Genomic DNA, 22,745 nt, shown 5'->3' with positions numbered 1-22,745 from the left:
ACCTATGAAATTAGGACCAGCTCCCTAGACCAGAAAAGCTTCACGGACACGGTTCCAGAAAGGAAACGGACGGTATCTGGCAAAGCTGATTTTTTTGTCGGATACCTGGCAACGGACGGAGACCAGGTCATCCACTGGAATATTGTTATGGTCAATCGTCAGCAGCAGGCGCTGGTCTTTGCGGGAAAAGATGTCGCAGTGATGATGCTTGGGCAGCAGCAACGGCGAACCCATCGTACGGAACACACGATTGTTGATCGATGCAATTTCGGCAATTTGCAGCGCTTCAATCGACGGATGCACCATAGCGCCTCCAAGGCTTTTGTTGTAGGCGGTGCTGCCCGATGGCGTGGAAAGGCATAAGCCATCGCCGCGGAACATCTCGAAGGTAACGTCATTAATGTCAACCTGGATGACGACCGTTCCGTCAACACCTTTAAGGGTGAACTCATTCAGGGCAATATGCGAGGTTGAACCTGATTTTTTATGAATTTCCAGTTCTAGCAGCGGATACTGCACGATACGCGGTTTATGGGGCATAGAGTCGCCCACTCCGCACATATAGTCGATCAGTGTCGGAAGCTCTTCGGCTTTCCAATCCGCGTAGAAGCCCAAATGTCCGGTATGCACACCTACAAAAGCCATATTGGGAATCTGATCGATAAAAGTATGAAAAGCGTGCAGCATAGTTCCGTCACCGCCAATGGAAATGACGATTTCAGGAGATTCGGCATCCAGCTCCAGGTTTCGCTCCGCCGCCAGCTTGTGAAATTGCTCCGCAAGTTTAATGGACAATTCGTCTCCGCGGTCCAGAACATAATATCTCAAGATGTACAGGCTCCTTTGTATGATTCAGTCATACACCGATCATAATCAATCTTGACCCGGAACACAATATAAGTGCGATGAAAAGACTGTCCTCCTTGCGTATATTGTTCAGTATTCCACTTCAGGATTAATGCCGTCGCCATGTGCGCGCTGCTATGCCGGATAGCATTATAAGCAGCGACAGCAGCAAAGCCCCACCCAGCAGCAAGCCAAGCAGACTTAGACTGGAGACGAAAGCAGAGGCGGGAGAAGCAAGTCCGGAAGCGGCAGGCAATGAATTCCAATGCTCTGACAACCCGGAGCTTATGACGGGCTTCCAGAGCAGCAGCAGCAAGCCCGCTGACAGAAAGGCGTGAACCAGCCTGGCAAGCATGAAGGGGAGATAACGCAGTCCTGTGCCATTCAGGATGCTTGCCACCTGGGCATGTACGGATAATCCGCCCCAGGAGAGAATAAAAGCAGCTGCAGCTGCTTTGAAGTGCAGCGGAATTGAAGCACCCGCCTCACCGGCTGAACGGGCGCCGAGTGTAACCTCGAACAGGCCGCTGACCAGAGCGGCCGACAATTCAGGCGGGAAGCCCGCCAGAGAGAGGATACGGTCTGTCAGTCCAAATAGAGTCGACATGATGCCGGCGCGGGCCAGCAGCTCCATCAGCACGGTGAAGAATACAACCAGCCCTCCTACGACAATAATAAGCAGCAGCGAAGATTGCACAGCGCCCATAAGCAACTCGCCGAAGCTCCGCCCGTCTTTGCGCCGCGCCTCGGCCATGGAGCTCAGTGCCATGCGCAGCCGCCCGAATTTTTGTCCACTAGGGAGAGCCTGATTTTTAGCGGATAATGTATGTTCTTTCCGTCCATGGAAGGACATCAGCAGCCCTACGATCAAGCCCCCTCCGTAATGGGCAAGCGCCAGGACTAGTCCTAAGGAAGCATCATGAAAAAAACCGACCGATACGGCACCCAGCAGAAAAATAGGATCGGAGGAGGTGGTGAACGCAACGAGGCGCTCCCCTTCCACCCTATTGACCAGGCCCTGTTCCCGCAGCTTTGCGGTTAATTTGGCACCAACTGGATATCCTGATACATATCCCATGGCCGCTACAAATCCGCCGCTGCCGGGAATATTGAACAGCGGCCGCATCAATGGGTCCAGCAGCGCACCGAAGAGATGAACTATGCCGAGGCCGAGCATGATTTCGGAAATGACAAAGAACGGAAACAACGAGGGGAACAGCACGTCCCACCAGATGGCCAGCCCGCGCAGCGCTGCAGCCAGAGCGCTTGCCGGATGAGCCAGCATCAGCAGGATGCAGCCGGCAAAGATGAGGCCTAGCAGGGGGCCGGCAATCTTCTTCAAGATCATAGTCAACGCCTCCAAGTTCTATGGTTAGATGTATGCCAAAAGAAGGACAAACAGCACAAAAAAAATGCAGAAAGCGGTTACAAGACGCGATGCATTTTTGCTTGAATTATGATATTATTAAATTAATCAATGCACACCTTTTTTAGAGTAATAATTAGGGATGGAGTGATGGTGATGAGCGTAGTTGCCGGAGTTCTCGTTTGTGCTTTTGTATATGTTATCCGGATCTCTCTCGTCCCTCCTGGTGATGAGGAATTTCGGACCTATTAAATATGATGTGACGCTAAACACCGGGTTTAGCGTCTTTTTTTTGCGTTCGACAGGATGACATGAGACTAAAGTCATTGTTTAACCGTGCAGTGCTTTTTTTGGTATAATAAAACAGACGCTTCAATTAAAATGAAAGAAAGCTGGTAACCTCCAATGAATTCAAATGACAGCTTATTCGACAATCTGGGGGGCGCAGAGGGGCTTCACCGTCTGGTTGAAGTATTCTATGCAAAGGTGCAGCTTCATCCGCAGCTGAGCCCGTTATTCCCTGCTGATATTACTCCGGTTCTGGAGAAGCAATATCAATTCCTCAGTCAGTTTTTCGGCGGACCGCCGCTTTACTCCGAGCTGCATGGCCATCCGATGATGAGAGCTAGGCATATGCATATTCCTATCACGCCGGCACATGCCGAGCAGTGGCTTAGGTGTATGAAGGAAGCACTGGAGGATACCGGTGTTCAGGAACCGCTGTGTTCATTTGTGCTCAGCCGGCTTGCAGGACCTGCACACCATTTTGTTAACATGCCCCAGGAGTAAGGAGCAGTTGATCGCGAAAGGATGAGGGCATTTGCCAGACTTATTAATACCTTTGTACTCGATTAAGGTTATATGCTGCAACTGTGAACAGGAATTCTCAACCTCACGGGTACGTCCGAGCCTCAAAAGAGCAATACGCCGGGATGCGGATTTCTGCTCCTATTACAAGGAGGAAAATCCGGATTATTATGTTGTGCGCGTCTGTCCGAAATGCGGTTTTGCCTCTACAGAGAACTCTGCCGACAAGCTGGTCGACTGGCAGCGCAAAGCCTTTAATGAGCAGGTGGGGACCCGTTGGAAAACCCGTGATTTCGGGGAGAAGCGCAGCTGGGAGCTCGCACTGGAATCGTACAAGCTTGCCCTGATTTGCGCTCAAAGCATCAAGGATAAAGACCGGATTATTGCCAGCCTCCTGCATCATATTGCCTGGATGTACCGTTACCAGGGGGATACAGCACAGGAGCAGCGCTTTTTGCGTTATTCGCTGGATGAATATGTAAAGGTATTCGAGAATGACGGGATGGGTGGAAATGACGCCCGGCTGATGTATCTGATTGGTGAGCTGAACCGCCGTATAGGGGAGTTCCACAGTGCGGTGAAATGGTTCTCACGTCTGATCAACGACCAGAGAATCACCGATGCCGCGATGATCCGGGCTGCGCGCGAACAGTGGGCCCTGCTGCGCGAACAAATGCGTGGAGAAGATATTGACCCGGACGCATTGTCTGCGGGAATCTGATGCTTTTCTGCAGCTCCATGAACGGCAAAAAGCGCAAAAGCGATAAACTCACTTTTGCGCTATGCAGGTGTGCCTGATTGAGGGAATGGGAGACCATAGGCGGTCAGCGGACCGCGCGGTCGAACAGCAGATAGTCCCCATCGTTGTCGATGACTGTCGGGCTAGTGCTGCAGCATGGAAAGACAAGCAGTTTCTTTTTGCCGTCGCGCACGATTTGCAGTTCCTTCGGTTTCATGGGGAGAAGCACATTCTCCGAGTTGCAGAACGGGCAGTACTGCACGTACAGATCTCCAAGAATAATGTCATAAGGCCAGGTATGGCTGAATGGGATCATTGCTCTTCCTTCTCAGCTGGCGGCGTCTCTGCAGCCTTACCATCGGTCTCAGCGCTTTGCTTCTTCGATAATTCAGCGATCTTTTCCAGCAGGATATGTTGAGGCATATGCATCAAGTGTTCCAGGGGAACGCCGAGCTGTTTGGATAAAGTTATAGCCGTTTCCGGTGAAATTTGCAGTGGCTTCATGTTGATGCCCTCCTAAAGTTTAATGAGCATAGCTGCTTAGAGTCATTTCGTACAAAGCTGCCTCAGAAGCATATGGCGGTACCCATTAGAATAAATATGACTATTTGGCCTCGAAAGCAGAGGCTTGGGGTTATCGTAATTCACTTTACCATGGCTTCAGGCCAAATACAAAGAAAACCAATTCAGAGCAAAGGAATGGTGGGAAGACATGAAACAACCATTATCACTGACATGGGAGCTGGAGTCTATTTTTCCGGGTGGTTCATCCTCTCCGCAGTTTGAAGAATTCTTGAAGCAGCTTGAAGCGGATATTGAGACCTTGCGGCAGCAGGTTGCCGCTTCCTTATCCCCGGCTGATTCCGAATCAACCAAATCCCTGGATTCTGTGATCGAATTGCTGCAGAGCTGCTCCGGACGTCTGATCCAGGCGTCGGAATTTGCCGGCTGCCTGGGTGCCCAGAATCAGCAGGACAAGGGTGCTGTCCGGTTATCCTCCAAAGTGACCGGTTTGCGCGCCGGATTCGAAGGCGTCAGTTCGCAATTTGACAATGTGCTGCGTCAAACGTCGGATGCGGTATGGACGGAGTGGATGGCCCGGCCGGAAATTGCTCCGCTTGCTTTCGTACTAAGCGAAAGCCGTGACCTAGCCCGCGAGAAGATGAGCCCGGAGCTGGAAAGTCTGGCGCTTGAGCTCGCCGTTGACGGATATCATGGCTGGAGCGAGCATTACGAAACGATTGTCGGCTCCATTCAAATCCCGTATGAGGATGAGGGAGGAACCAAACAGTTGTCTGCCGGACAGGCCTTCAATAAGCTGGCTGATGAAGATCCGAAAGTACGGGAGGCCATGTTCCGCAAATGGGAGGATGCCTGGGGCGGTGCCGCGGATTATTGCGCGGATACCCTGAATCATCTGGCGGGATTCCGGCTGAAGTTGTACAAAGGCCGGGGCTGGGAGGATGTGCTGAAGGAGCCGCTTGGCATCAACCGCATGTCGCACACAACATTGGACGTGATGTGGGACGTCATTACCAAGAGCAAACCGGCGCTTGTCTCCTACCTCCAGCGCAAAGCCAAACTGCTGGGTATGGACGCACTCGCCTGGGTGGATGTAGAAGCGCCTGTCGGCAAATCCTCCGGCAAAATCCCTTATGATCAGGCAGCAAAAGACATTGTTACGCAATTCCGCAAATTTAGTCCGAAGCTGGCGGATTTCGCTGAGCATGCATTCGACAATAACTGGATCGAGGTCGAAGATCGTCCGGCTAAACGTCCCGGCGGATTCTGCGTCTCCTTCCCGGAGAGCAAGGAATCCCGCATATTTATGACATACAGCGGCACGCCCTCCAATGTGTCGACATTGGCGCATGAGCTTGGACACGCCTACCACTCTTTCCTGCTGGACGACCAGCCGCTGTTCAACCAGAATTATGCGATGAATGTAGCAGAGACCGCCTCTACCTTTGCAGAAGTCATTGTATCCGATGCACAGGTGAAGGCGGCTGCTGATCCGGAGGAGAAGCTGGCGCTGCTTGAGGCGAAAATTCAGAACAGTGTAGCCTTTTTTATGAACATCCACGCCCGGTTCTTGTTCGAAACCCGCTTTTATGAAAAACGCAAGGAAGGTCTTGTGAACGCGGAAGAGTTGTCGGCACTGATGGAGGAAGCTCAGAAAGAAGCCTTCTGCGGTGTGTTGTCAGAGTATCACCCGCATTTCTGGGCCTCGAAGCTGCATTTCTACATTACGGATGTGCCGTTCTACAACTTCCCTTACACCGTAGGATATATGTTCAGCACGGGATTGTACCGGCTTGCGCTGGAGCAAGGGCCTTCATTCGCTGACAAATATGATAATTTGCTGCGGGATACAGGGGTAATGACACTGGAGGATCTGGTCTCCAAACATCTAGGAGTAGACCTTGCGGAGCCGGATTTCTGGCAGGGAGCCGTAGATCTGATTGTAGCGGATATCAACGAATTTCTTGCAATGACAAACTAATCTGACCGAGAATATGACAAAACTAAGACAAGAATTTTTTGTCGAATGGAAATCGATTCGCTTAGAACTGGTGTGAATACGCAAAAGCCCCTTTATCGGGGCTTTTTTTTGCGCGGTATAGTGTCGAAAGCGATCGGTTTATAGTGGAATTTATTGGATTTTTAATAAAGATTGCGCACATATAGGGATTTTAACCCAATTATGTTGAATAATGTTGTACCTTGTAAAGTACTGCCCTATAATGAGCCTAAAGCCTTATATAAGGCCTGCTAGGAAAGAAATACGAAGGTGGTTTGTACGAAGAATAATCAAGAAGCAGTGCTCTCACAAAACGAAGCGGAAGCTTATGAAGCAAGTTTTGTACGAAGAATAGAACTTCAAGAAGCAATGCTCACAAAACTTTTAGGAGGTACAATATGCTCAGGACAGAAGAGCTATCGCTGGCAAGACAGATGGATTTGGTATTCAAGGAGCTGCAAGAGGAATTGTCTGGACTGTCTTCCGGCACGGTTTTTGTGCAAATCAGAAATAATGTCATCGGTAAGTTTGGGATCCGCCATAATCCGCTGTCTGGACGAAGTGGTGTATTTAAGGATGAGCAGGAGGGGTTGAACTCAGGCCAGTTATCCTCCTTCCGGCTTATGGCGCTGGAGAGTCTGAAATACAAACGGCGCTGGACGCATGGTGAGATCAGCTATGAGTTCGCCATCCGCCAGGGGATGGTGGTTGTAGATGCGATCCTGGAGTCCAATTACAATATGGCCAACCTGATGATCCGCTATCCCCGTAATTCTGCTGACAATTCTGATCAAAATTACGGCTGAAATTATACATAGCTACACAAGCTAAAAGCCCGCCTGCGCTTCGACGAGAAGCGCAGACGGGCTGAGAAGCTACTCCGTTTCAGGCGTTAGCCCTACCGGATAAATCACTTAATGATAAGGCGACTACGAACGACCGGACAGTTGTTGCTCTGCCAGTTGTACCAGACGTTTGGTGATGTATCCTCCCAAAGAACCGGTTTCGCGGGAAGTGTAGTTACCATAATAACCGTCTTGTGGAATCGTTACTCCAAGCTCTTGTGCTGCTTCATATTTCAACTGCTGCAGCGCTGCATTCGCTTGAGGCACGACCAGGTTATTACTACGGCTGCTACGACCTTGTTGACCTGCTTGACCCATGTGTGTCACCTCCTTCGCCCGTTGTGAAGATAGTATGAGCGCGAGGAGATGAATTCATGCACGATTTTGAAAGAATTTAAGGATGGTAATTATATGAAATTAAGAAGTTAAGGATAGAGTATTTCGAGCATGCTGGAAAGCGCAAGCGTCTGACCGGGCTGCAAGGTAATGAGTCCTGTAAAGGAAGGGTTCTTTGGAATATTCGGAGCATCCGGCAGCCATGTGTAGGGTTCGATGCACAGAAACTGCTCTGCAGGCCCTTTCGTATATACCACCCAATGACGGAAGTAATCTTTGTCTGCAGTATAGCGAAGCCCATATCCGTCATCACGGAGCAGCAAGGCTTCCGCGGGCTGTTCTTTTCCGATCCTTAGCACAGTATCCAAATTAGTACCTTGAAGATTCATTCCTTGGTTCAAGGCTTCCAAATCACCGAGTGGCAGCAGGCTGCCGCTGGGCAGGAGCTCGTTGTTCAGTTCATAAATGCTTTCTACGGGCAAATTCAGTTTCCAGCGGCCGGGCTCACCGTCAATCATGAACCAGGTGTGATAGCCAATCCCGAATGGAGTGACTGTGTCTCCTAAGTGAGTGACCTTGAGCGTTTGCTGAACGCGGGCATCCTGAAGCCGGAACGTCATTTCGAATCTCAGAGGAACAGGAAATTGCCTCATCCAGTTAGCGTCGTCGCCGGTATTGAATTCCGTCGTCACCGCACAGCCTTCTTCGTCCTCTTCAATATCGCTGACACACCAGCTTTGCGTCCGGTGCAGTCCATGAATATGATTGTCCCCGTCCGTATTCTGATCAAACTGGTAGCTTGTGCCCTCAAATTTAAATTGACCCTTGCGGATTCGTCCGGGTGGTACTAAGAGCGGGATGCCGAAATGGTAAGGCTTCTGCAGATAAAAAGATATGTCGCTTTCATCAGGCCGGCGCAGGATTTCCCGATTCTCCTTACGGTCCCACAAGGAGATAATGTTGTTCCCCAGTCGCGGTAAAAGCGTGAGTTCAAGTTCGCGACTATGCAAAATATAGGTATCATAGCCGCCCCACTGCCCTTTGGTCACCTGTTTCATGAGAGATATGCTCCTTTAACTTAATCTGAAAGAATGCGAATAACCTTATCATAACAGATTTATGTTTTTGTGGTTAACGGATTTGACATCTTCTCAGTATCGCTCTATGATGAATGCATTAATGAACGATGACAATGCGATGACAGGGACAAGTAGGCGGGAACTGCACCTTCAGAAAGCCGGTGGCTGATGTGAACCGGCGGGACACTTCCGTATGAATGGACCCTTGAGCGCCGCGCTTGAACGGGCTGGAGAGCCTCAGTAGACCGGCCGGCACTTCCCCGTTACCGGAAGCAAAGGCTGTTTGCCGATGTCCTCTATGGACCCCTCAAGCAGCGAATAAGGGTGGTACCACGGTCTCACGTCCCTTGCGGATGTGGGGCCTTTTTGTGTTCTTCGAAAGTGGAAATTACATTTTATGGAGGGTAATTCGATGGCTAAAAAAGTATTGTCGGGCATTCAGCCCAGTGGTTCACTGACACTCGGGAACTATATCGGAGCGATCAAAAATTTCGTAAAACTGCAAAAAGAGTATGAGTGCTTTTTCATGGTAGTGGATCTTCATGCCATTACTGTTACTCAGGAGCCTGCGGCACTGCGGGAAAATTCAGAATCGGTAGCGGCACTTTATCTTGCTGCAGGCATTGATCCGGCAATCTCAAATGTCTATATGCAGTCCCATGTACCACAGCATGCCGAGCTGGGCTGGATCATGACTACGCTGACTGCAATGGGTGAGCTGGAGCGGATGACCCAGTTCAAGGATAAGTCTTCCGGGAAGGATTCTGTGGGCTCAGGCCTCTTCGTCTATCCATCGCTGATGGCTGCCGATATCCTCATTTACAATGCCGATCTCGTACCGGTTGGTGAGGATCAGAAGCAGCATTTGGAATTGACGAGAGATCTGGCCGGACGTTTCAATCACCGGTTTGGTGAATTCTTCACGGTTCCGGAGCCGTATATTCCTGAAGTGGGCGCACGCATTATGTCGCTGGACGACGCCAGCAAAAAAATGAGCAAAAGCAATCCAAACGCGGGCAGCTATATCGCACTGCTTGATCCGCCGGATGTGATCCGCAAAAAAATCAGCCGTGCTACGACCGACTCCGGCCGTGAAGTGGTGTATGATCCCGCAAACAAGCCTGAGATCAGCAATCTGATGAGCATTTATGCCGAGTGCTCGGGAATGAGCCTGCAGCAGATTGCCGACCGTTATGAAGGCCAAATGTATGGAGGATTCAAAAAGGAGCTTGGTGAAGTGCTGGTGGCTACGCTAGAGCCGCTTCAGCAGAAATATTATGAAATCCGCAGCTCCGGCACGCTTGGTGATATTCTTGCCGAAGGCGCGGAACGCGCCCGCATCGTGGCGGCGCAGAACCTTGCCGCCGTTAAGGAACGGATGGGCTTCCTCCCGTTACGTTAAGAGGCCTGCCTTGCCTCCGCTTTGCGTCTCAGTCTGGCTTTGACAATAAACCCCCAGCCGATGTTCAGGACACAGAGAACGCCAAGCAGGAGCGCAAGCCAGATGTTAAAGCTGATGGAGATAGAAGCAGCTGTTAGCATTAGAATCGAAGAACATGCGAACCAAAGCGACAGACCTTTACCCATAATTGCCAGCCTTCCTTTCTAATAATAGTAAGTGAATGATCCCGCAGCGCTTATGTGCTGCGGATTTTTTGTAATATAAGGAACTATATAATATGCAGTAATAAATGATGCTTAATAAACATCTAAAATTCATTGAAAACGCTTTATGGTGATTGTGCCTTATGTTGCGGCAGGCGTCAAGAGCGGTAATTCATGCCAGAGCAAAGAAGGCGTCCGGGAACCGGACGCCTTCTGCTATGGACTACAGCTTTGCGGAGCCCGGATCAATGGCGAACCGTTCATCCAGTTTCTCGCTGCTGAGCCAGCCTACATAGGTGTTAAGCGGATGATATTGGTTATCCATTACAAGCACCGCTACGAAAGGGAATTGCTTGCGGTGTAAATAACGCACATCGCCCCAGCGTACAATATAACCGGAGGGCAGTTCCTCGACCTCGGCTACAGCATATGAGGTGAAATAAAGAAATGCCTGAATGTCCGGATGGGATTTGGAATGTTCTACAGCGGGGTGGGTGGAGCACACCGCATGTTTGAACCATTCCAGCCGCCCACCGCTCAGCAATCCGACGTTATAGCTGCCGTCCGGTTTGGCTTTGACCACATTCCAGCGCGATGGCGAGATCGTGGGGATGACATAATAACGGTCGCCGGGATTATGATGCATATCTTTGTTCTTGATATTGCGCGTAATCCGGGCATGCACGAGGGTCCGCCAAATATAATAAATCACGATACTGGCATACAGGGTGATAAACAAAGGTGCCGGTGGAATCATCCCGCTGACCCAGAGAATAATTGCCGCGGCATGGCTGCCGAATATAAACGGATCAAAAATGTGGATAATATTCCAGGCAATCCATTTCTCTGTGAACGGACGCGCGGCCTGTGTCCCATACGTGTTGAACAAATCGGAGAATACATGAACGGCTACGCCGATGAAGCTCCACAGAGCAATATGGCTTAGAGAATGTACATCGGTAAATCCGAATAGCGGTCCGATCACCAGTGTGATCAAAGCCGGCCACAGCAGCAGGAATGGCAGGGAATGGGTGATTCCCCGGTGATTGCGGATATAAAGCGCATTGTCCTTGAGACGCAATGCAGTATCGGCATCCGGTGCTTGCGAGGCCAGTACAGTGGCAACCATGACAGCCCCGGCTAGTGTTCCATGGGAGGCGACGGCGGGATCAACGAAGGAAAGGCCGGCCAGTCCCAGGCCCATAACAAAATGTGTAGCAGTATCCATTGGTCAGATCTCCTTTGTACGGAAGTTCTCTATTAATAACTACCCAATTTTGCGTCCAGTTATTTAGGGAGGAGGAAATAAATATTTTCACGTAATTGTCAAATTGATGAACATCTTGGTCAATGATTGTCAAAGTCTTTCCCGGTTTGATATGATAAAGTTAACAGCGGAGTGGTAAAAATTCTTAATTAAGAACGATAAAATGGTTCTTGACTCCGGCGGAACGTTAGAAGTCCCTTAGAAGGAGGAACACCAAACGTGGACAATCAATTGAGATATCAAGCTTCTTCCGATTCCGCAGCCATGTCTGCCAAATCACCCAAGGAAGGTGCAAGCTGGCGTGACTTTATTACAGTGACGAAACCCGGCATTATCCGCTCCAATCTTATCGCTGCTTTTGCAGGATACTGGGTGGCTTCGGGCTGGGACGTGCAATACGGCCGATTGATTCTGACCTTGCTCGGTACAATGCTAGTCATGGCTTCGGCCTGTGTATTTAATAATTATTTTGACCGCGACCTGGATATGAAGATGGAACGAACCCGTGAACGCGGACTGCCTACGGGCCGACTCAAGCCGAATACGGTTCTGCTCTATGCCATCGGGCTTGGCATTGCCGGTCTTGCTGTGCTGTTTGCATTCTCCGGTGTGCTCAGCGGGCTGTTCGGCATACTCGGCATGTTCGTTTACGTAGTAGTTTACACCCTTTGGCTGAAAAGAACATCTACTTGGAGTACTTCTGTAGGTGCAATCTCGGGAGCCATGCCTCCGGTTATCGGATATGTTGCAGTTACAGGTAATGTGGATCTCGGTGCCTGGCTGCTGTTCGCAATGCTGTTTCTGTGGCAGCCGCCCCATTTCTGGGCTCTGGGCATCCGCCGCAAGGAAGAGTACAGAGCTGCGGGATTTCCGCTGCTTCCAGTCGTTAAGGGAACACGCCGCACCAAGTTCCAGATGATTCCCTATGTGGCATTGCTGCTGCCTATTCCGGTTCTGATGTACGTTTATGATTATGCAGGGATATTCTACCTTGTTATTTCTGCCGCGTTGTCCGTTGCCTGGCTGTACTTGACATTGACGGGCTTCAAGGCAAAGGATGACGATGCCTGGGCGAAGAAGAACTTCTTCTTCTCCATTAATTACCTGACCGTCAGTCTGATCGTGCTTGTGCTGAATACGACTCACGTTTAAGAGGGGGAGAGTACACCTGTGCATACCTTGAAACGTTACAAATGGACCTGGCTGCTGTTGGCCCTGGCTTTGGGAATGGCCCTTTACTTAGTGATTCAATCCTTGGATTTAGGGAAAAAGCAGCTGCCGGTCATCGGGGAGGTACAGGACTTCTCTCTTGAAAATGTGGATGGCAAGCAAGTAACACTTGCGGATACGCAGGGGAAAGCGCGGTTGGTTTATTTCTTCTTTACGGAATGTCCGGATGTATGCCCCATCACTACCTATATGCTGTCACAGACCCAGGATTTGCTGGTCAAGGACGGCAGCTTCGGCAAGGATGTGGAATTTGTCTCCATCTCATTTGATCCCAAGAATGATACACGCGAGGCCATCAAGACGTTCGCAGACCGGTTCCACGCCGATTATAACGGTTGGTATTTTCTGCGCGGAGATCAGGAGCAGGTGCGGCAGTTGGCTGCCGATTCGTTTAAAGTGCTTATTTATGGGAATGACAAGGATAACTTTGCCCACGCTAATCTTATAGGTCTTGTAGACCCGGAGAACCGGTTGCGCGGACTATATGATGCGGGAGATACAGAAAATGTGACACCTGAATTCCTTGCCGGTGCTTTGAAGAAGCTGGCGCCCAATTAAAATGTTTTGAACATTAAAACGCCTTGCTTCATCCTCCGGTTACATGCGAAGGGTGAACAAGGCGTTTTTTGCTGCCGCTATGGTTCCAGGAACGGGAATGGCTGCGGCTGCGGATAGATGATGTACTCCTCCAACCCCGCTTTTTCAAGCTGGGTGAGATTGTATTCATCGGGAGTACCTTCTACTCCCGCATAGCCTTTTCGGGTATAAATATGGACCGCGTCTGGAAAAGCATCGCGCAGAATTCCGCGGATTTTCTTACCCGAGCTGTCGTTGTCCATATATAGATAAACTTCTCCGTCTCCGATTTTACGCCGCAGCGATTCCAGCTTGAGTGTATTCAACGTACCGAAGGTGCACAGGATGTCGACCTCCGGCGCCAGCAGTCGCCGCAATCTGCTGCGGTCGTTTTTGCCTTCGACAATGATGATAATGGACATAATCTGTCGCCCCCCCGGATAATAAGTGGTAATGACGGGATTTGTGATCTTAAGCATGTTAATGAACACGGTCATATGCTTATTAAGTATATTACCTAAGCTTCGTCATTTTTAACAGCTGAGGGACAAAATGTGTTCATTCCCCGGGAAATGTCGTAAAAAGCAACAATCACCCGGCTCAAAGAGAGGCCGGGTGATTGCGGGGTTGACTGGCAGATTTAATTCTGCCGGACTGATCATTATCTTCAATAGATAAACGAGGGGAACTGCAGCTCCTTTTTTGCCGGCTCAAGCGGCATGGCTGTTCAAGTCCGCACGGTAGGCCGCGCTTTTCCCGGTATCTCTTGGAGGTAATAGCAGAAGTGCGGTCATGAGCAGGACAAATGCAATGAAATAAGGAGAAACGAAGTCCCTTAGCTGTCCTGCAGCCACCGGTCCGGCAAAAGCGCCGAGAGACATCGCAATGGATTGCAGCGAGAAGGTACGGCCCAGATGGCCGCCTGCCCCGAGACTGATGAACAGCGAAGCCATCGCCGGAAACAGTATACCTTTCGCTGCTCCCAGCAGGAAGAGGACAACCCCTGCGGGAATGCTGGTGAATGCTGCAAGTGCGAAGAAACACAGCGCCATGCCGAGCAGTGCCACAGCAATTCTTGCAACCGGAGAGAGCCGGTTCAGGAAAAACAGGCTGAGCGTCAAGAGTGCCCCCAGGCTGAGAAGCGAAAGCAGAATCCCGGTGGATACGATCCCGTTGCTCCCCTGTGACAAAGGAAGCTCAAAGAACAGTACCCCCTGCGAGCAGGAGACGAAAAAGGGCAGCAGATAATATCGCTTGGTAACGGATGAATGTGGTTTTTCAGATTGAACCTGGTGCTCTTGCAGCGGCTGTAGGGTTTTAGCGGCTGCCATACTGCCGGAGAACTTAGGTACACTGAAGAAGGCCATCACACCAGTGGCAATCAGCAGCCAGCCCAAGGTGCTGAAGGTGCCGGAATACCCGGCCTGGTGGACGATAAAGGCTCCGGCAGCTGGCGATACAACCGAAGCCAGCGTATGGATGATGCCATGGCCGGACATATACTTGCCCTGCGTGATGGGATCTGACGAGAGGGAAGCCAGCAGGGTCATGCAGGCCGGAGACAGAAATGCCAGGGCGAAGCCGCTGGCCGCCCGAAGCAGCAGCAGATGCCAGGGAAGCTGAGCGTGGGCCTGAAGCAGCAGAATGGCGCCTGCAACCGTCAGGCTGAAGACGATGTAGCGGCGGCTGCCGTTGCGGTCAACCAGTACCCCGGCCAGAAGGTTGCCGGGAAGATGGGTCAGGGAATACATGCCCATCATCCAGCCGATGAAGGCCGGTCCCGCCCCCAGTGAGATAGCAAAGGGGGTAAGAATGGGGTACTGGGCATGCAGATCAAAGAATGCCAGGAAAAGAAATAAATACAGCCACAGTGCGGTTTTCACGGAATACACCTCCGAAAGGGCCGTTTCTGCGCTGGCGCAGGGTGGCGCTTTTTAATGGGGAATGGTTAAGCCTACTTGTACTTTACGTGAGTCGAGGGGGGCTTATACCATTTTATTGGGGGATTCCACCTGAACGGGTGGGTAATCATGAATTATAAGAGGCATTCATGTATAATAATTAGTATTAATGGGGACTTGCTCCCTGGTGTGATGAAATTTTTGATAGGGGTGTTGGGAAATTGATGGATCCGGAAGTATGGTCACAGTTTATCAGAGAGAATTGGCTAGTTATCGTTATTGCGCTAGTACTGCTGTTTGCCGTTGTTAATCTGGTCAAGACGGTTCTGAAATGGGCGATTGTTATTGTTATCGTTGCGGGTCTGTTCATTTACAGCGGGGTTACAATGGATCAGATTGGAGACGCTGTGAATAAGGTGGCGGATGGAACGGTCAGCACCCTGAAGAGCGAAGCGCAGGAAGTTATGCTGAAAGAAGCGAAAGAAGCAAAATATACTTCAGGCGGTGACGGTACGTTTACGATCACAACACCCAATCTTGAAGTGAAGGGTGCAGCTGGTGAGGATAAAGTGGAAGTGACTTTCCGCGGAGTCAGTCTTGGAAAGTGGAGTGTTAACGATACTACCAAAACCTTTATTGATGAAGCCCGGAAGAATGGGGCCGGTAATTAAAATACAAGCTGATGCGAAAGAAAGGGAGGAGAGGCTATGCTGAACAGCTGGATGGACAGTATTAGTGATGCCAATATCATCACTATCCTCCTTCTGCTGATAGTGCTCTTCTCGCTGCTGCAGGGCTGGAGCCGGGGGTTTGGCCGCTCAGCGGGAGGGTTGTTTGGGCTGCTCGGAACCGGGCTGCTTGCCATAGCTGCATTGGCCCTGGCCATTCCGGCCGCCTTTTACCTCTCGCCCCGTGTACAGACCTGGGCAGGTGGAATTGAGCTTCCGGATATCCAATTAAGCCAGTGGCAGCAGCTATACTATACGGCGGTGTCCGTTCTGGCGGGTTCGCCGCTTGTGCGTTTTTTGCTGCTGCTGCTCTTGTCCTACAGTCTTATCCGCCTGCTGCTGGGCCTGCTGTTTATGCTGCTTCCGATTTCCCTTCCGCGCCTTTCGGGCAGGTCCGGAAACAGGAAGATTACTCAGGTGAGCCGTCTCAGCGGAGCTGTCATCGGTCTGGCTACCGGCCTTGTGCGCGCCCTGTTGCTTGTTTTTGCTTTGTACATCGGCGTGGGCTTGAATCCGGACAGCACGTTCAGCCGTTATGTGGAATCATCCCCAATCTACCGGCAAAGCGCATCTGCGGTCTTCGAACCCCTTGCCGGTGAGAATGTGCGCAGTAAGTTGCCGGTTCTGACCAAGGCGGTTGCCGCCGAGATGACGGATATCCTCCGGCGGAAATACGAAGTGCTCGACCATGAGATTTCACCCGACATCGTGGGTGCTGCCTCCGATATAGCGGGACAAGCCGGCGAGGATGAGAAGAAGGCCAGACTGCTGTATGATTGGGTCGGCTCCAGGATCTCTTATGATTATGCCAAAGCCGAGAATTATGAGCAGAACCGGATTTGGAAGGAGCAGACTCCGCAGGATACCTTTGATACCCGGATCGGTGTATGTATTGATTATGCACGTCTTTATGCAGTGATGGCCCGCTCCCAGGGGCTTCAAGTGCGCGTAGTGACCGGTCAGGGCTACGACGGCCAAGGGGGATCCGGCCCCCATGCCTGGAATGAAGTGTACATCACGGACCGGCAGGCCTGGATTCCACTCGATTCCACCTGGGCAGTCAGCGGGGATTGGTTTAATCCCAAGGATTTCGATAAAACCCATGTCAAAGAAAGTATGCTTTGAGCAAGGAAGCGGAATGCCTTGATTCTATGATACAATACAGCATGTGAAACGATGTTGAGGAAAGATAATATGAACACTCTCGTGCGCACACTGGCCGCACGTGCAATTTTTGATGCCTGTGACTGGGAATCGTGACTGGACCAAGCGCCTGTAAGGAACTTTTGGCCTTACATGGAGTCAGCGCAGGTACAAAGGTTTATTTTAGATGTAGAGGAGTGAAAAACTGTGAGTTTTTTCCGTAAGCAGGCCTCACCCCCAGAGGAAAGCAACAGCAAAAGTTCGCTTGGCCTACGGATCAATGTATTCTTTTTTAGCACATTTGTTATCTTTTGTGTAATCATTGTCCGTCTTGCCGTTTTACAGTTCGTCGAAGGGCCAACTCTGACTGAGGTGGAGACAAGCCGCGATACCAAAAATGTGCCGCTCGCCGCAATAAGAGGGAACATTCGTGCAGCGGGAGGGGAGCCCATCGCTTACTCGACTTCTGTGCAGTCGCTGTATATTACACTTACTAAAGAATACACGGCCAAGGTTACGGATAAGGTGACGGGAGAAACCGTGCTCACGCCGGAGGCGCAGGCCCAATCAGATGCCCTTGCGGCCAAGCTGGTTAAGGACTTTAGCGCCTATGGTGATCCGAATGCTGAGAAGCTGACTGAAAAAGATATTATTGATTCCCTGGATCTGTATTTCCGGAAATATTCGGGTTTTATGGCGCGGCGCATCAAGGCCGGTCTTACTTCGCAGGAAGTGGCCTACTTTATGGAGCACAAGAGCGAATATCCCGGACTTGAGATTGTGGAGGAAAGCAACCGGCATTATGACAAGGAATCTGTAGCCGCACAGACTGTCGGATATATCAAACCCTTTAAGTCATCCAACAGCTTGAATATTTATAAGAATATTCAGAATGCGATGAAACAGTTGGATGCGGACCCCGGCCTTACTTATAAAGACGATGAATTTGTCGGATTCGATGGCCTGGAACTGCAGTATCAGCGGGAGCTGCGCGGCAAGAACGGATATCAGGTGATCTCGGTGAGTCCGCAGAATATGGCTGAGAAGGTGGAGGCGGTCGTGCCCCCCGTCAAGGGTAACGATGTCTGGATGACGATCAACAAGAACGTTCAGCTCAAGACCGAGCAGGCCATTACAGAGCAAATCAGATGGCTGCACTCGAATTCGGTACAAGGCAAGACACACCCGAATGCATTGACCGGCTATGCCGTAGCTATGGAAGTCGATACCGGCAATATTGTTGCGATGGCCAGCATGCCTGATTATGACACCAACGTGTGGACTGCCGAGAAAATGGACACCGAGGTGTGGAAGAAAATAATGGGCAACTACCAGAACGGAACCATTACACCGTATTCCTCCGGGATGTCGGGTCATGAGTTCGGCTCCACGGTGCTGCTCGGTTCAACCATTAAACCTCTGAGTGTGCTTGTAGGACTGAATGAAGGCTTATTCACTACTTCGACTATCTATACAGACAGAGGGATTGCCCACTTCGGGAAAAATGACAAATCCTCCGTGCGAAATTCTTCCGGCCACGTGTATGGCCCTATGGACCCGTCCAGAGCGATTGAGAAATCCTCCAATGCGTTCATGGTGGACATGGTTGGCAAGAAATTATGGGAGAAATATCATAGTGAAGGTATTAATGTCTGGGATAAATATATGAAGGAATTCGGCCTCGGTGTATCTACAAAAAGCGGACTGCCCAATGAATATCTCGGACAGATCAACTATACCGATACCAAGGCTGCCGGCAGTGCCCAGGCTGCGCTGGTCTATGCTTCATTCGGACAGCAAGGACGCTATACGGTCCTGCAGCTCGCCCAATACGTAACGACACTGGCGAATGAAGGAGTACGGATCAAGCCGCAGCTGGTCAGCAAAATCACCGATGCCAAGGGCAACGTGGTTAAACAGTTCAAACGCGAGGTACTGGATGAAGTTACAACCTTTGATAAATCCTACTGGAACGAAATCAAAAAGGGCATGAACAGTGATGTTACTGCGTTTAATGACTTCCCTTATGACTTTGCCCGCAAAACGGGAACCTCACAGCAGCTGGGTAAAGGGGAATTGCGCGATAACGGGGTATTTATTGCCTATGCCCCGCGCGAGAATCCCAAGCTTGCTGTAGCGGTTGTTATTCCGGAGGGCGGGTTCGGCTCCAGCAGTGCCGCTCCGGTTGCACGAAAAATATTTGACGCGTACGACTATGAGTACGGACTGGATGGAGTGCCGAAGAAAAGTCTGAAAACCGATGCCAATGCAGAGGGCTCAGACTCGGCAAGCGGAACAGACGGAACGACGAACAACTGACGCGGCCATGCTGCCGAGTCGTGAGACCAAATAATTAGCTCTTGAAATGAGCATACAAATTGGAGGGGTGGCAATGACTGCCAAATACCGCCTGTTAGCACTGGATATGGATGGGACCTTACTGAATGATGAACAAATCATTACCCCAAAAACGGTAGAATGGATTCAAAAGGCAGTTGATGCAGGCGTTCATGTCTGTCTCTCCACAGGCCGCGCTTCCAAAAGCGCCATGCCTTATGCCGAACAGCTTGGACTTAAGACTCCGATGATTATGGTGAATGGTAGTGAAGTATGGCGGGCTCCGTATGAGCTGTACCGCCGCTCGCTGATGGACCCGGTGCTGGTGCAGCAGATGTATGACATTGCCCAGGAATACGATATCTGGTTCTGGGCGTATTCGGTGGATGAAGTGTACAACCGGAACAACTGGGATGGAGAAATTCTGAGCAGGGAATGGCTCAAATTCGGTTATTCCACAGAGGATGATGAGATCCGCCATAAGCTGCTGATGCGGCTTCAGGATATGGGCGGTCTCGAAATTACCAATTCATCACCGCATAATCTGGAGATCAATCCGCTTGGTGTCAACAAGGCATCCGGTATACGCGAGGTTTGCCAGCTGCTGGGTCTCGAAATGTCACAGGTTGTTGCCGTTGGCGATAGCCTGAACGATTTGGCTGCCATCCAGCAGGCCGGATTTGGGGTTGCTATGGGCAACGCCCAGGAAACCGTCAAGCAGGAGGCGGATGCTGTGGTAGCGTCCAATAATGACGATGGAATTGCTGAAGTGATTCAAAAGTATATCCTGTAGTAAGTGCTATCAAAACTTTGAAGGAGATGAGCCAATGGCGATTCTGGGTTGGATTCTGATTATTGCTTTATTCGCGGTCGGACTGGCCGGGGCTGTATACCCGATTCTCCCTGGTGCGCTGGCGATTTATCTGGCCTTCTTTGTATACGGGTGGTTCTTCAGCTTCGAGCCCTTCGGAGCCTGGTTCTGGATTATTCAGACACTGATTGTCGTCGTATTATTTGTAGCCGATTATGTCGTCGGGGCCTGGGGGGTCAAAAAGTTCGGAGGCTCGCGTTCTTCGGTCATCGGCAGCACGATCGGTCTGATTCTGGGTCCGTTTGTCATTCCGGCGTTTGGACTGATCCTCGGTCCGTTTATCGGGGCGTTCGTAGGTGAATTGCTGGCTGGCTCAAATCCCGGTAAAGCAGTCAAGGTTAGCTTCGGTGCATTGCTTGGCCTATTCAGCAGTACGGTAGTCAAAATCATACTGCAAATTGCCATGGTGGTCCTTTTCTTTATCTGGATCGTAATAAATTAACAGCGAAGAAGGCGAAACAGTTTGTCCAAGAAAGAATCTTTTGTCAAAGGCACGCTTATTCTGGCTGCGGCTGCGCTCGTGGCCCGGGTGCTCGGGCTTGTCCAGCGGGTGCCGCTGGAGCATTTATTCGATGATATCGGGAACGCTTCGTTCACGCAGGCGAACAACGTCTACCTGCTGCTGCTGCCGCTGGCCACAGCCGGAATCCCCAGCACGCTAAGTAAAATGGTATCCGAGCGTTACGCCCTGAACCGGCCGCATGAAGCGCAGCAGGTGTACCGGGCCGCACTTATATTTGCCGCTATTGTAGGTGTGCTGATGAGTACAATCTTGTACATAGCTGCTCCTTATTATGCGGAACATACCAAGGTTCCAGAGAGCACCCTGGCCATTCGGGCGATTGCGCCGGCACTGCTGCTGTTCCCCTGCATCGCGATGATGCGCGGTTATTTCCAGGGACGCAACAATATGATGGCTGGAGGAATCTCGCAAATTGTCGAGCAGATTGCCCGGGTATCCACGGCCGTGCTGCTCGTTTTTATTTTGCTCCGCCAGGGATACAGCAATACATGGATGGCAGCCGGCGCGTCATTCGGCAGTGTGCTCGGCAGTATCGGTGCATTTGGCGTCATGTTGTATTATGCAATAAAGCTGCGCCGCAGTGAGGAGCAAGTGGCCCTCTATAAAACCAATGAAGCCAAATTACCGCTGCTGGGCATTTACAAGGATATTTTTAAGCTTTCTATACCCATTGTGTTATCTTCAATTACGGTTCCGGTAGTGAACTTTATCGATACTTCCTTCATTGTGCCATTGCTTAGTGGACAAATCGGCATGGCAGAAGCGACCCAGGCTTTGGCGATTTTTGGCAGCCGGGCGCAGAGTATCGCGGGAATACCTCCTGTGTTGTCCATTGCGCTAAGCACCTCGCTGATTCCGATTATCTCAGCGGCCTACGCCCGGCGTGATGAAGAGCATTTGAAACGCCAGGTGACGCTCGCGATGCGTATTTCGATATTAACGGGAACACCGATTGTACTTGCTCTCGTTGTATCAGCCTATTCTGTGAACGGACTGATCTTCAGCAGTCTTGACGGCAGCGGGATTGTTGCGATGCTGACGCTTGGTACGATTTTTCAGATTACAATGATGACGACCAACTCCATTCTGCTGGGAATGGGGAAATCACGAATTTCCATGTATTATGTGATGGCAGGTCTTCTCGTGAAGTTAGGTTCAAACTTCCTGCTGAGCCGCGCCTTCGGGATATACGGTATTATCGCAGCAACGGCGCTTTGCTTCTTCATCATTACTTATCTTAATCTGCGTATGCTCAAAACCATTGTTCCTTTTGAGATTATGGGTAAACGCTGGGGCGGATTCACCGTTGCAGTTCTCGCTTCCGGCGGAATTGGCTACGGCCTGAACGAAGCGGGAGTTATGCTGACCCATCTGATGCCTGCACGGCTTGCTTTCCTGATTACCTGTCTGGTTGTGGGAACGGCTGTTGTTGTAATTTATCTTGTACTCCTGATTGTGCTGGGTGTGCTAAGCCGCCAGGAGGTTGCCAGTTATCCGCGTGCTTTGCAGAAGCTGCTCAAACCACTGATGAAGCTTCAGCCTGAACGTGTTCGTACTAACGAATAATGCTATGATTAATGTCTTATTTCGTCTATTTTATTTGACTTCCTGAGCACATTTTGCTTCACTTAAAGGGTAACCGACTCAATGATGAAGAAAGGATTGGATAATCCATGGATAAAATTTCTTCCCCTGCGGAATTTCAGGTAGCGATTCAATCACCGCGCTTGAGCGTAGCTATATTCAAGGCGGATTGGTGCTCCGATTGCAAGTTTATTGATCCTTTTATGCCTGAAGTAGAGCAGAAATACGATGGACGTCTTACGCTTGTAGAGGTGGATGTTGATGCGGTAGGCGATGTCAGCCAGGAACAGAACATTCTTGGAATTCCCAGCTTTGTCGCTTACACCGACGGGCGTGAGCTTGTAAGATTCGTTAATAAGCTGCGCAAATCCCGTGAGGAAATTGAGAATTTTCTGAATACGGCGCTTGAGGTTTATCTGAGTATTCACAAGTAATGAAGTT

24 protein-coding genes are annotated in these 22,745 nt (G+C 50.5%); 14 read left to right on the top strand and 10 right to left on the bottom strand.

The genetic code is table 11. The annotated features are described in order from the left end of the window. Positions 1–24: 24 nt before the first annotated feature. Together ACQ76X_RS14335 and ylbJ are read right to left on the bottom strand one after the other, a co-directional pair. A complete protein-coding gene (locus tag ACQ76X_RS14335) occupies positions 25–828 on the bottom strand; it encodes an NAD kinase (protein WP_438494693.1) in 804 nt (267 codons plus the stop codon). Between the two features lie 127 nt (positions 829–955). Continuing rightward, positions 956–2,194, bottom strand: a complete 1,239-nt coding sequence (gene ylbJ, locus ACQ76X_RS14330) for a sporulation integral membrane protein YlbJ (protein ID WP_438494691.1) — start codon at positions 2,192–2,194, stop codon at positions 956–958. Between the two features lie 423 nt (positions 2,195–2,617). Between ylbJ and ACQ76X_RS14325 the strand changes: the two genes are divergently transcribed. Then, a complete protein-coding gene (locus ACQ76X_RS14325) occupies positions 2,618–3,001 on the top strand; it encodes a globin (protein WP_438494689.1) in 384 nt (127 codons plus the stop codon). Between the two features lie 31 nt (positions 3,002–3,032). Next, positions 3,033–3,740: a DUF2225 domain-containing protein gene (locus tag ACQ76X_RS14320; protein WP_438494687.1), complete on the top strand. Its 708-nt coding sequence runs from the start codon at positions 3,033–3,035 to the stop codon at positions 3,738–3,740. Between the two features lie 103 nt (positions 3,741–3,843). Here ACQ76X_RS14320 and ACQ76X_RS14315 read toward each other — a convergent pair whose 3' ends face one another. Both ACQ76X_RS14315 and ACQ76X_RS14310 read right to left on the bottom strand, forming a co-directional pair. After that, a complete protein-coding gene (locus ACQ76X_RS14315) occupies positions 3,844–4,074 on the bottom strand; it encodes a hypothetical protein (RefSeq protein ID WP_038596195.1) in 231 nt (76 codons plus the stop codon). Continuing rightward, entirely contained in the window at positions 4,071–4,262 is a 192-nt protein-coding gene (locus ACQ76X_RS14310) for a YycC family protein (RefSeq protein WP_438494685.1), read from the bottom strand. The genes ACQ76X_RS14315 and ACQ76X_RS14310 overlap by 4 nt, the downstream gene beginning before the upstream one ends. A gap of 208 nt (positions 4,263–4,470) precedes the next feature. Here ACQ76X_RS14310 and ACQ76X_RS14305 point away from each other — a divergent pair, with 208 nt between their 5' ends. Together ACQ76X_RS14305 and ACQ76X_RS14300 are read left to right on the top strand one after the other, a co-directional pair. Continuing rightward, positions 4,471–6,261 carry a M3 family oligoendopeptidase gene (locus tag ACQ76X_RS14305; RefSeq protein ID WP_438494683.1) on the top strand — a complete coding sequence of 597 codons (1,791 nt, stop codon included), beginning with the start codon at positions 4,471–4,473 and terminating at the stop codon, positions 6,259–6,261. 416 nt (positions 6,262–6,677) lie between these two features. Beyond that, positions 6,678–7,085 carry an O-methyltransferase gene (locus ACQ76X_RS14300; RefSeq protein ID WP_438494681.1) on the top strand — a complete coding sequence of 136 codons (408 nt, stop codon included), beginning with the start codon at positions 6,678–6,680 and terminating at the stop codon, positions 7,083–7,085. 123 nt (positions 7,086–7,208) lie between these two features. On the opposite strand, the gene ACQ76X_RS14295 is transcribed toward ACQ76X_RS14300, so the two are convergent. Together ACQ76X_RS14295 and ACQ76X_RS14290 are read right to left on the bottom strand one after the other, a co-directional pair. After that, on the bottom strand, positions 7,209–7,442 hold the full coding sequence (locus ACQ76X_RS14295) for an alpha/beta-type small acid-soluble spore protein (RefSeq protein WP_038596187.1): 234 nt from the start codon (positions 7,440–7,442) through the stop codon (positions 7,209–7,211). Between the two features lie 107 nt (positions 7,443–7,549). Next, entirely contained in the window at positions 7,550–8,518 is a 969-nt protein-coding gene (locus tag ACQ76X_RS14290) for an aldose 1-epimerase (RefSeq protein ID WP_438494679.1), read from the bottom strand. Positions 8,519–8,951: 433 nt separating this feature from the next. Between ACQ76X_RS14290 and trpS the strand changes: the two genes are divergently transcribed. Continuing rightward, positions 8,952–9,941, top strand: coding sequence for a tryptophan--tRNA ligase (trpS, locus tag ACQ76X_RS14285; RefSeq protein WP_438494677.1), 990 nt, complete (start codon positions 8,952–8,954; stop codon positions 9,939–9,941). Here trpS and ACQ76X_RS14280 read toward each other — a convergent pair. Together ACQ76X_RS14280 and ACQ76X_RS14275 are read right to left on the bottom strand one after the other, a co-directional pair. Beyond that, a complete protein-coding gene (locus ACQ76X_RS14280) occupies positions 9,938–10,126 on the bottom strand; it encodes a hypothetical protein (RefSeq protein ID WP_438494675.1) in 189 nt (62 codons plus the stop codon). The two genes, trpS and ACQ76X_RS14280, sit on opposite strands and share 4 nt — an antisense overlap. A 241-nt stretch (positions 10,127–10,367) precedes the next feature. Next, the gene (locus ACQ76X_RS14275) at positions 10,368–11,372 is read right to left on the bottom strand and encodes a metal-dependent hydrolase (protein ID WP_438494673.1); all 1,005 of its coding nucleotides are present in this window, start codon (positions 11,370–11,372) and stop codon (positions 10,368–10,370) included. Between the two features lie 258 nt (positions 11,373–11,630). Here ACQ76X_RS14275 and cyoE point away from each other — a divergent pair, with 258 nt between their 5' ends. Both cyoE and ACQ76X_RS14265 read left to right on the top strand, forming a co-directional pair. Continuing rightward, positions 11,631–12,563, top strand: a complete 933-nt coding sequence (gene cyoE, locus ACQ76X_RS14270) for a heme o synthase (RefSeq protein ID WP_038596177.1) — start codon at positions 11,631–11,633, stop codon at positions 12,561–12,563. An 18-nt stretch (positions 12,564–12,581) separates the two neighbouring features. Further along, positions 12,582–13,199 (top strand): SCO family protein, encoded by a 618-nt coding sequence (locus tag ACQ76X_RS14265; RefSeq protein WP_340896696.1) that lies wholly within the window; start codon positions 12,582–12,584, stop codon positions 13,197–13,199. Between the two features lie 77 nt (positions 13,200–13,276). Here the strand turns inward: ACQ76X_RS14265 and ACQ76X_RS14260 are convergent, their stop codons facing one another. Then, a complete protein-coding gene (locus ACQ76X_RS14260; protein WP_438494670.1) occupies positions 13,277–13,639 on the bottom strand; it encodes a DNA primase in 363 nt (120 codons plus the stop codon). Between the two features lie 288 nt (positions 13,640–13,927). Continuing rightward, positions 13,928–15,100: an MFS transporter gene (locus ACQ76X_RS14255; protein ID WP_438494668.1), complete on the bottom strand. Its 1,173-nt coding sequence runs from the start codon at positions 15,098–15,100 to the stop codon at positions 13,928–13,930. Between the two features lie 242 nt (positions 15,101–15,342). Here ACQ76X_RS14255 and ACQ76X_RS14250 point away from each other — a divergent pair, with 242 nt between their 5' ends. The 7 genes from ACQ76X_RS14250 to ACQ76X_RS14220 all read left to right on the top strand — a co-directional run bounded on the left by ACQ76X_RS14250 (position 15,343) and on the right by ACQ76X_RS14220 (position 22,738). Beyond that, the gene (locus ACQ76X_RS14250; protein ID WP_076112524.1) at positions 15,343–15,789 is read left to right on the top strand and encodes a hypothetical protein; all 447 of its coding nucleotides are present in this window, start codon (positions 15,343–15,345) and stop codon (positions 15,787–15,789) included. A 36-nt stretch (positions 15,790–15,825) separates the two neighbouring features. Next, positions 15,826–16,971, top strand: coding sequence for a transglutaminase domain-containing protein (locus tag ACQ76X_RS14245; protein ID WP_438494666.1), 1,146 nt, complete (start codon positions 15,826–15,828; stop codon positions 16,969–16,971). A gap of 225 nt (positions 16,972–17,196) precedes the next feature. Further along, positions 17,197–19,308: a peptidoglycan D,D-transpeptidase FtsI family protein gene (locus ACQ76X_RS14240; RefSeq protein ID WP_438494664.1), complete on the top strand. Its 2,112-nt coding sequence runs from the start codon at positions 17,197–17,199 to the stop codon at positions 19,306–19,308. Positions 19,309–19,381: 73 nt separating this feature from the next. After that, the gene (locus ACQ76X_RS14235; RefSeq protein ID WP_038596162.1) at positions 19,382–20,119 is read left to right on the top strand and encodes a Cof-type HAD-IIB family hydrolase; all 738 of its coding nucleotides are present in this window, start codon (positions 19,382–19,384) and stop codon (positions 20,117–20,119) included. Positions 20,120–20,153: 34 nt separating this feature from the next. Further along, complete coding sequence (locus ACQ76X_RS14230) at positions 20,154–20,639, top strand: DUF456 domain-containing protein (protein ID WP_438494662.1); 486 nt, start codon at positions 20,154–20,156, stop codon at positions 20,637–20,639. A gap of 21 nt (positions 20,640–20,660) precedes the next feature. Next, positions 20,661–22,286 (top strand): putative polysaccharide biosynthesis protein, encoded by a 1,626-nt coding sequence (locus tag ACQ76X_RS14225; protein ID WP_438494660.1) that lies wholly within the window; start codon positions 20,661–20,663, stop codon positions 22,284–22,286. A gap of 107 nt (positions 22,287–22,393) precedes the next feature. Continuing rightward, positions 22,394–22,738: a thioredoxin family protein gene (locus ACQ76X_RS14220; protein ID WP_438494658.1), complete on the top strand. Its 345-nt coding sequence runs from the start codon at positions 22,394–22,396 to the stop codon at positions 22,736–22,738. The last annotated feature ends 7 nt before the right edge of the window (positions 22,739–22,745 follow it).

The sequence above is a fragment of the Paenibacillus sp. IHBB 3054 genome (genome assembly GCF_051594305.1).
GTDB lineage: Bacteria > Bacillota > Bacilli > Paenibacillales > Paenibacillaceae > Paenibacillus_AQ.
This window is presented reverse-complemented; position numbering and strand designations above follow the sequence as displayed.

Excerpts from the sequence above, each read along its gene's own strand:
- ylbJ (WP_438494691.1), bottom strand. The coding sequence starts at position 2,194 with ATGATCTTGAAGAAGATTGCCGGCCCCCTGCTAGGCCTCATCTTTGCC.
- ACQ76X_RS14325 (WP_438494689.1), top strand. The coding sequence starts at position 2,618 with ATGAATTCAAATGACAGCTTATTCGACAATCTGGGGGGCGCAGAGGGG.
- ACQ76X_RS14315 (WP_038596195.1), bottom strand. The coding sequence starts at position 4,074 with ATGATCCCATTCAGCCATACCTGGCCTTATGACATTATTCTTGGAGAT.
- ACQ76X_RS14310 (WP_438494685.1), bottom strand. The coding sequence starts at position 4,262 with ATGAAGCCACTGCAAATTTCACCGGAAACGGCTATAACTTTATCCAAA.
- ACQ76X_RS14305 (WP_438494683.1), top strand. The coding sequence starts at position 4,471 with ATGAAACAACCATTATCACTGACATGGGAGCTGGAGTCTATTTTTCCG.
- ACQ76X_RS14300 (WP_438494681.1), top strand. The coding sequence starts at position 6,678 with ATGCTCAGGACAGAAGAGCTATCGCTGGCAAGACAGATGGATTTGGTA.
- ACQ76X_RS14295 (WP_038596187.1), bottom strand. The coding sequence starts at position 7,442 with ATGGGTCAAGCAGGTCAACAAGGTCGTAGCAGCCGTAGTAATAACCTG.
- ACQ76X_RS14290 (WP_438494679.1), bottom strand. The coding sequence starts at position 8,518 with ATGAAACAGGTGACCAAAGGGCAGTGGGGCGGCTATGATACCTATATT.
- trpS (WP_438494677.1), top strand. The coding sequence starts at position 8,952 with ATGGCTAAAAAAGTATTGTCGGGCATTCAGCCCAGTGGTTCACTGACA.
- ACQ76X_RS14280 (WP_438494675.1), bottom strand. The coding sequence starts at position 10,126 with ATGGGTAAAGGTCTGTCGCTTTGGTTCGCATGTTCTTCGATTCTAATG.
- ACQ76X_RS14275 (WP_438494673.1), bottom strand. The coding sequence starts at position 11,372 with ATGGATACTGCTACACATTTTGTTATGGGCCTGGGACTGGCCGGCCTT.
- ACQ76X_RS14260 (WP_438494670.1), bottom strand. The coding sequence starts at position 13,639 with ATGTCCATTATCATCATTGTCGAAGGCAAAAACGACCGCAGCAGATTG.
- ACQ76X_RS14250 (WP_076112524.1), top strand. The coding sequence starts at position 15,343 with ATGGATCCGGAAGTATGGTCACAGTTTATCAGAGAGAATTGGCTAGTT.
- ACQ76X_RS14245 (WP_438494666.1), top strand. The coding sequence starts at position 15,826 with ATGCTGAACAGCTGGATGGACAGTATTAGTGATGCCAATATCATCACT.
- ACQ76X_RS14235 (WP_038596162.1), top strand. The coding sequence starts at position 19,382 with ATGACTGCCAAATACCGCCTGTTAGCACTGGATATGGATGGGACCTTA.
- ACQ76X_RS14230 (WP_438494662.1), top strand. The coding sequence starts at position 20,154 with ATGGCGATTCTGGGTTGGATTCTGATTATTGCTTTATTCGCGGTCGGA.
- ACQ76X_RS14220 (WP_438494658.1), top strand. The coding sequence starts at position 22,394 with ATGGATAAAATTTCTTCCCCTGCGGAATTTCAGGTAGCGATTCAATCA.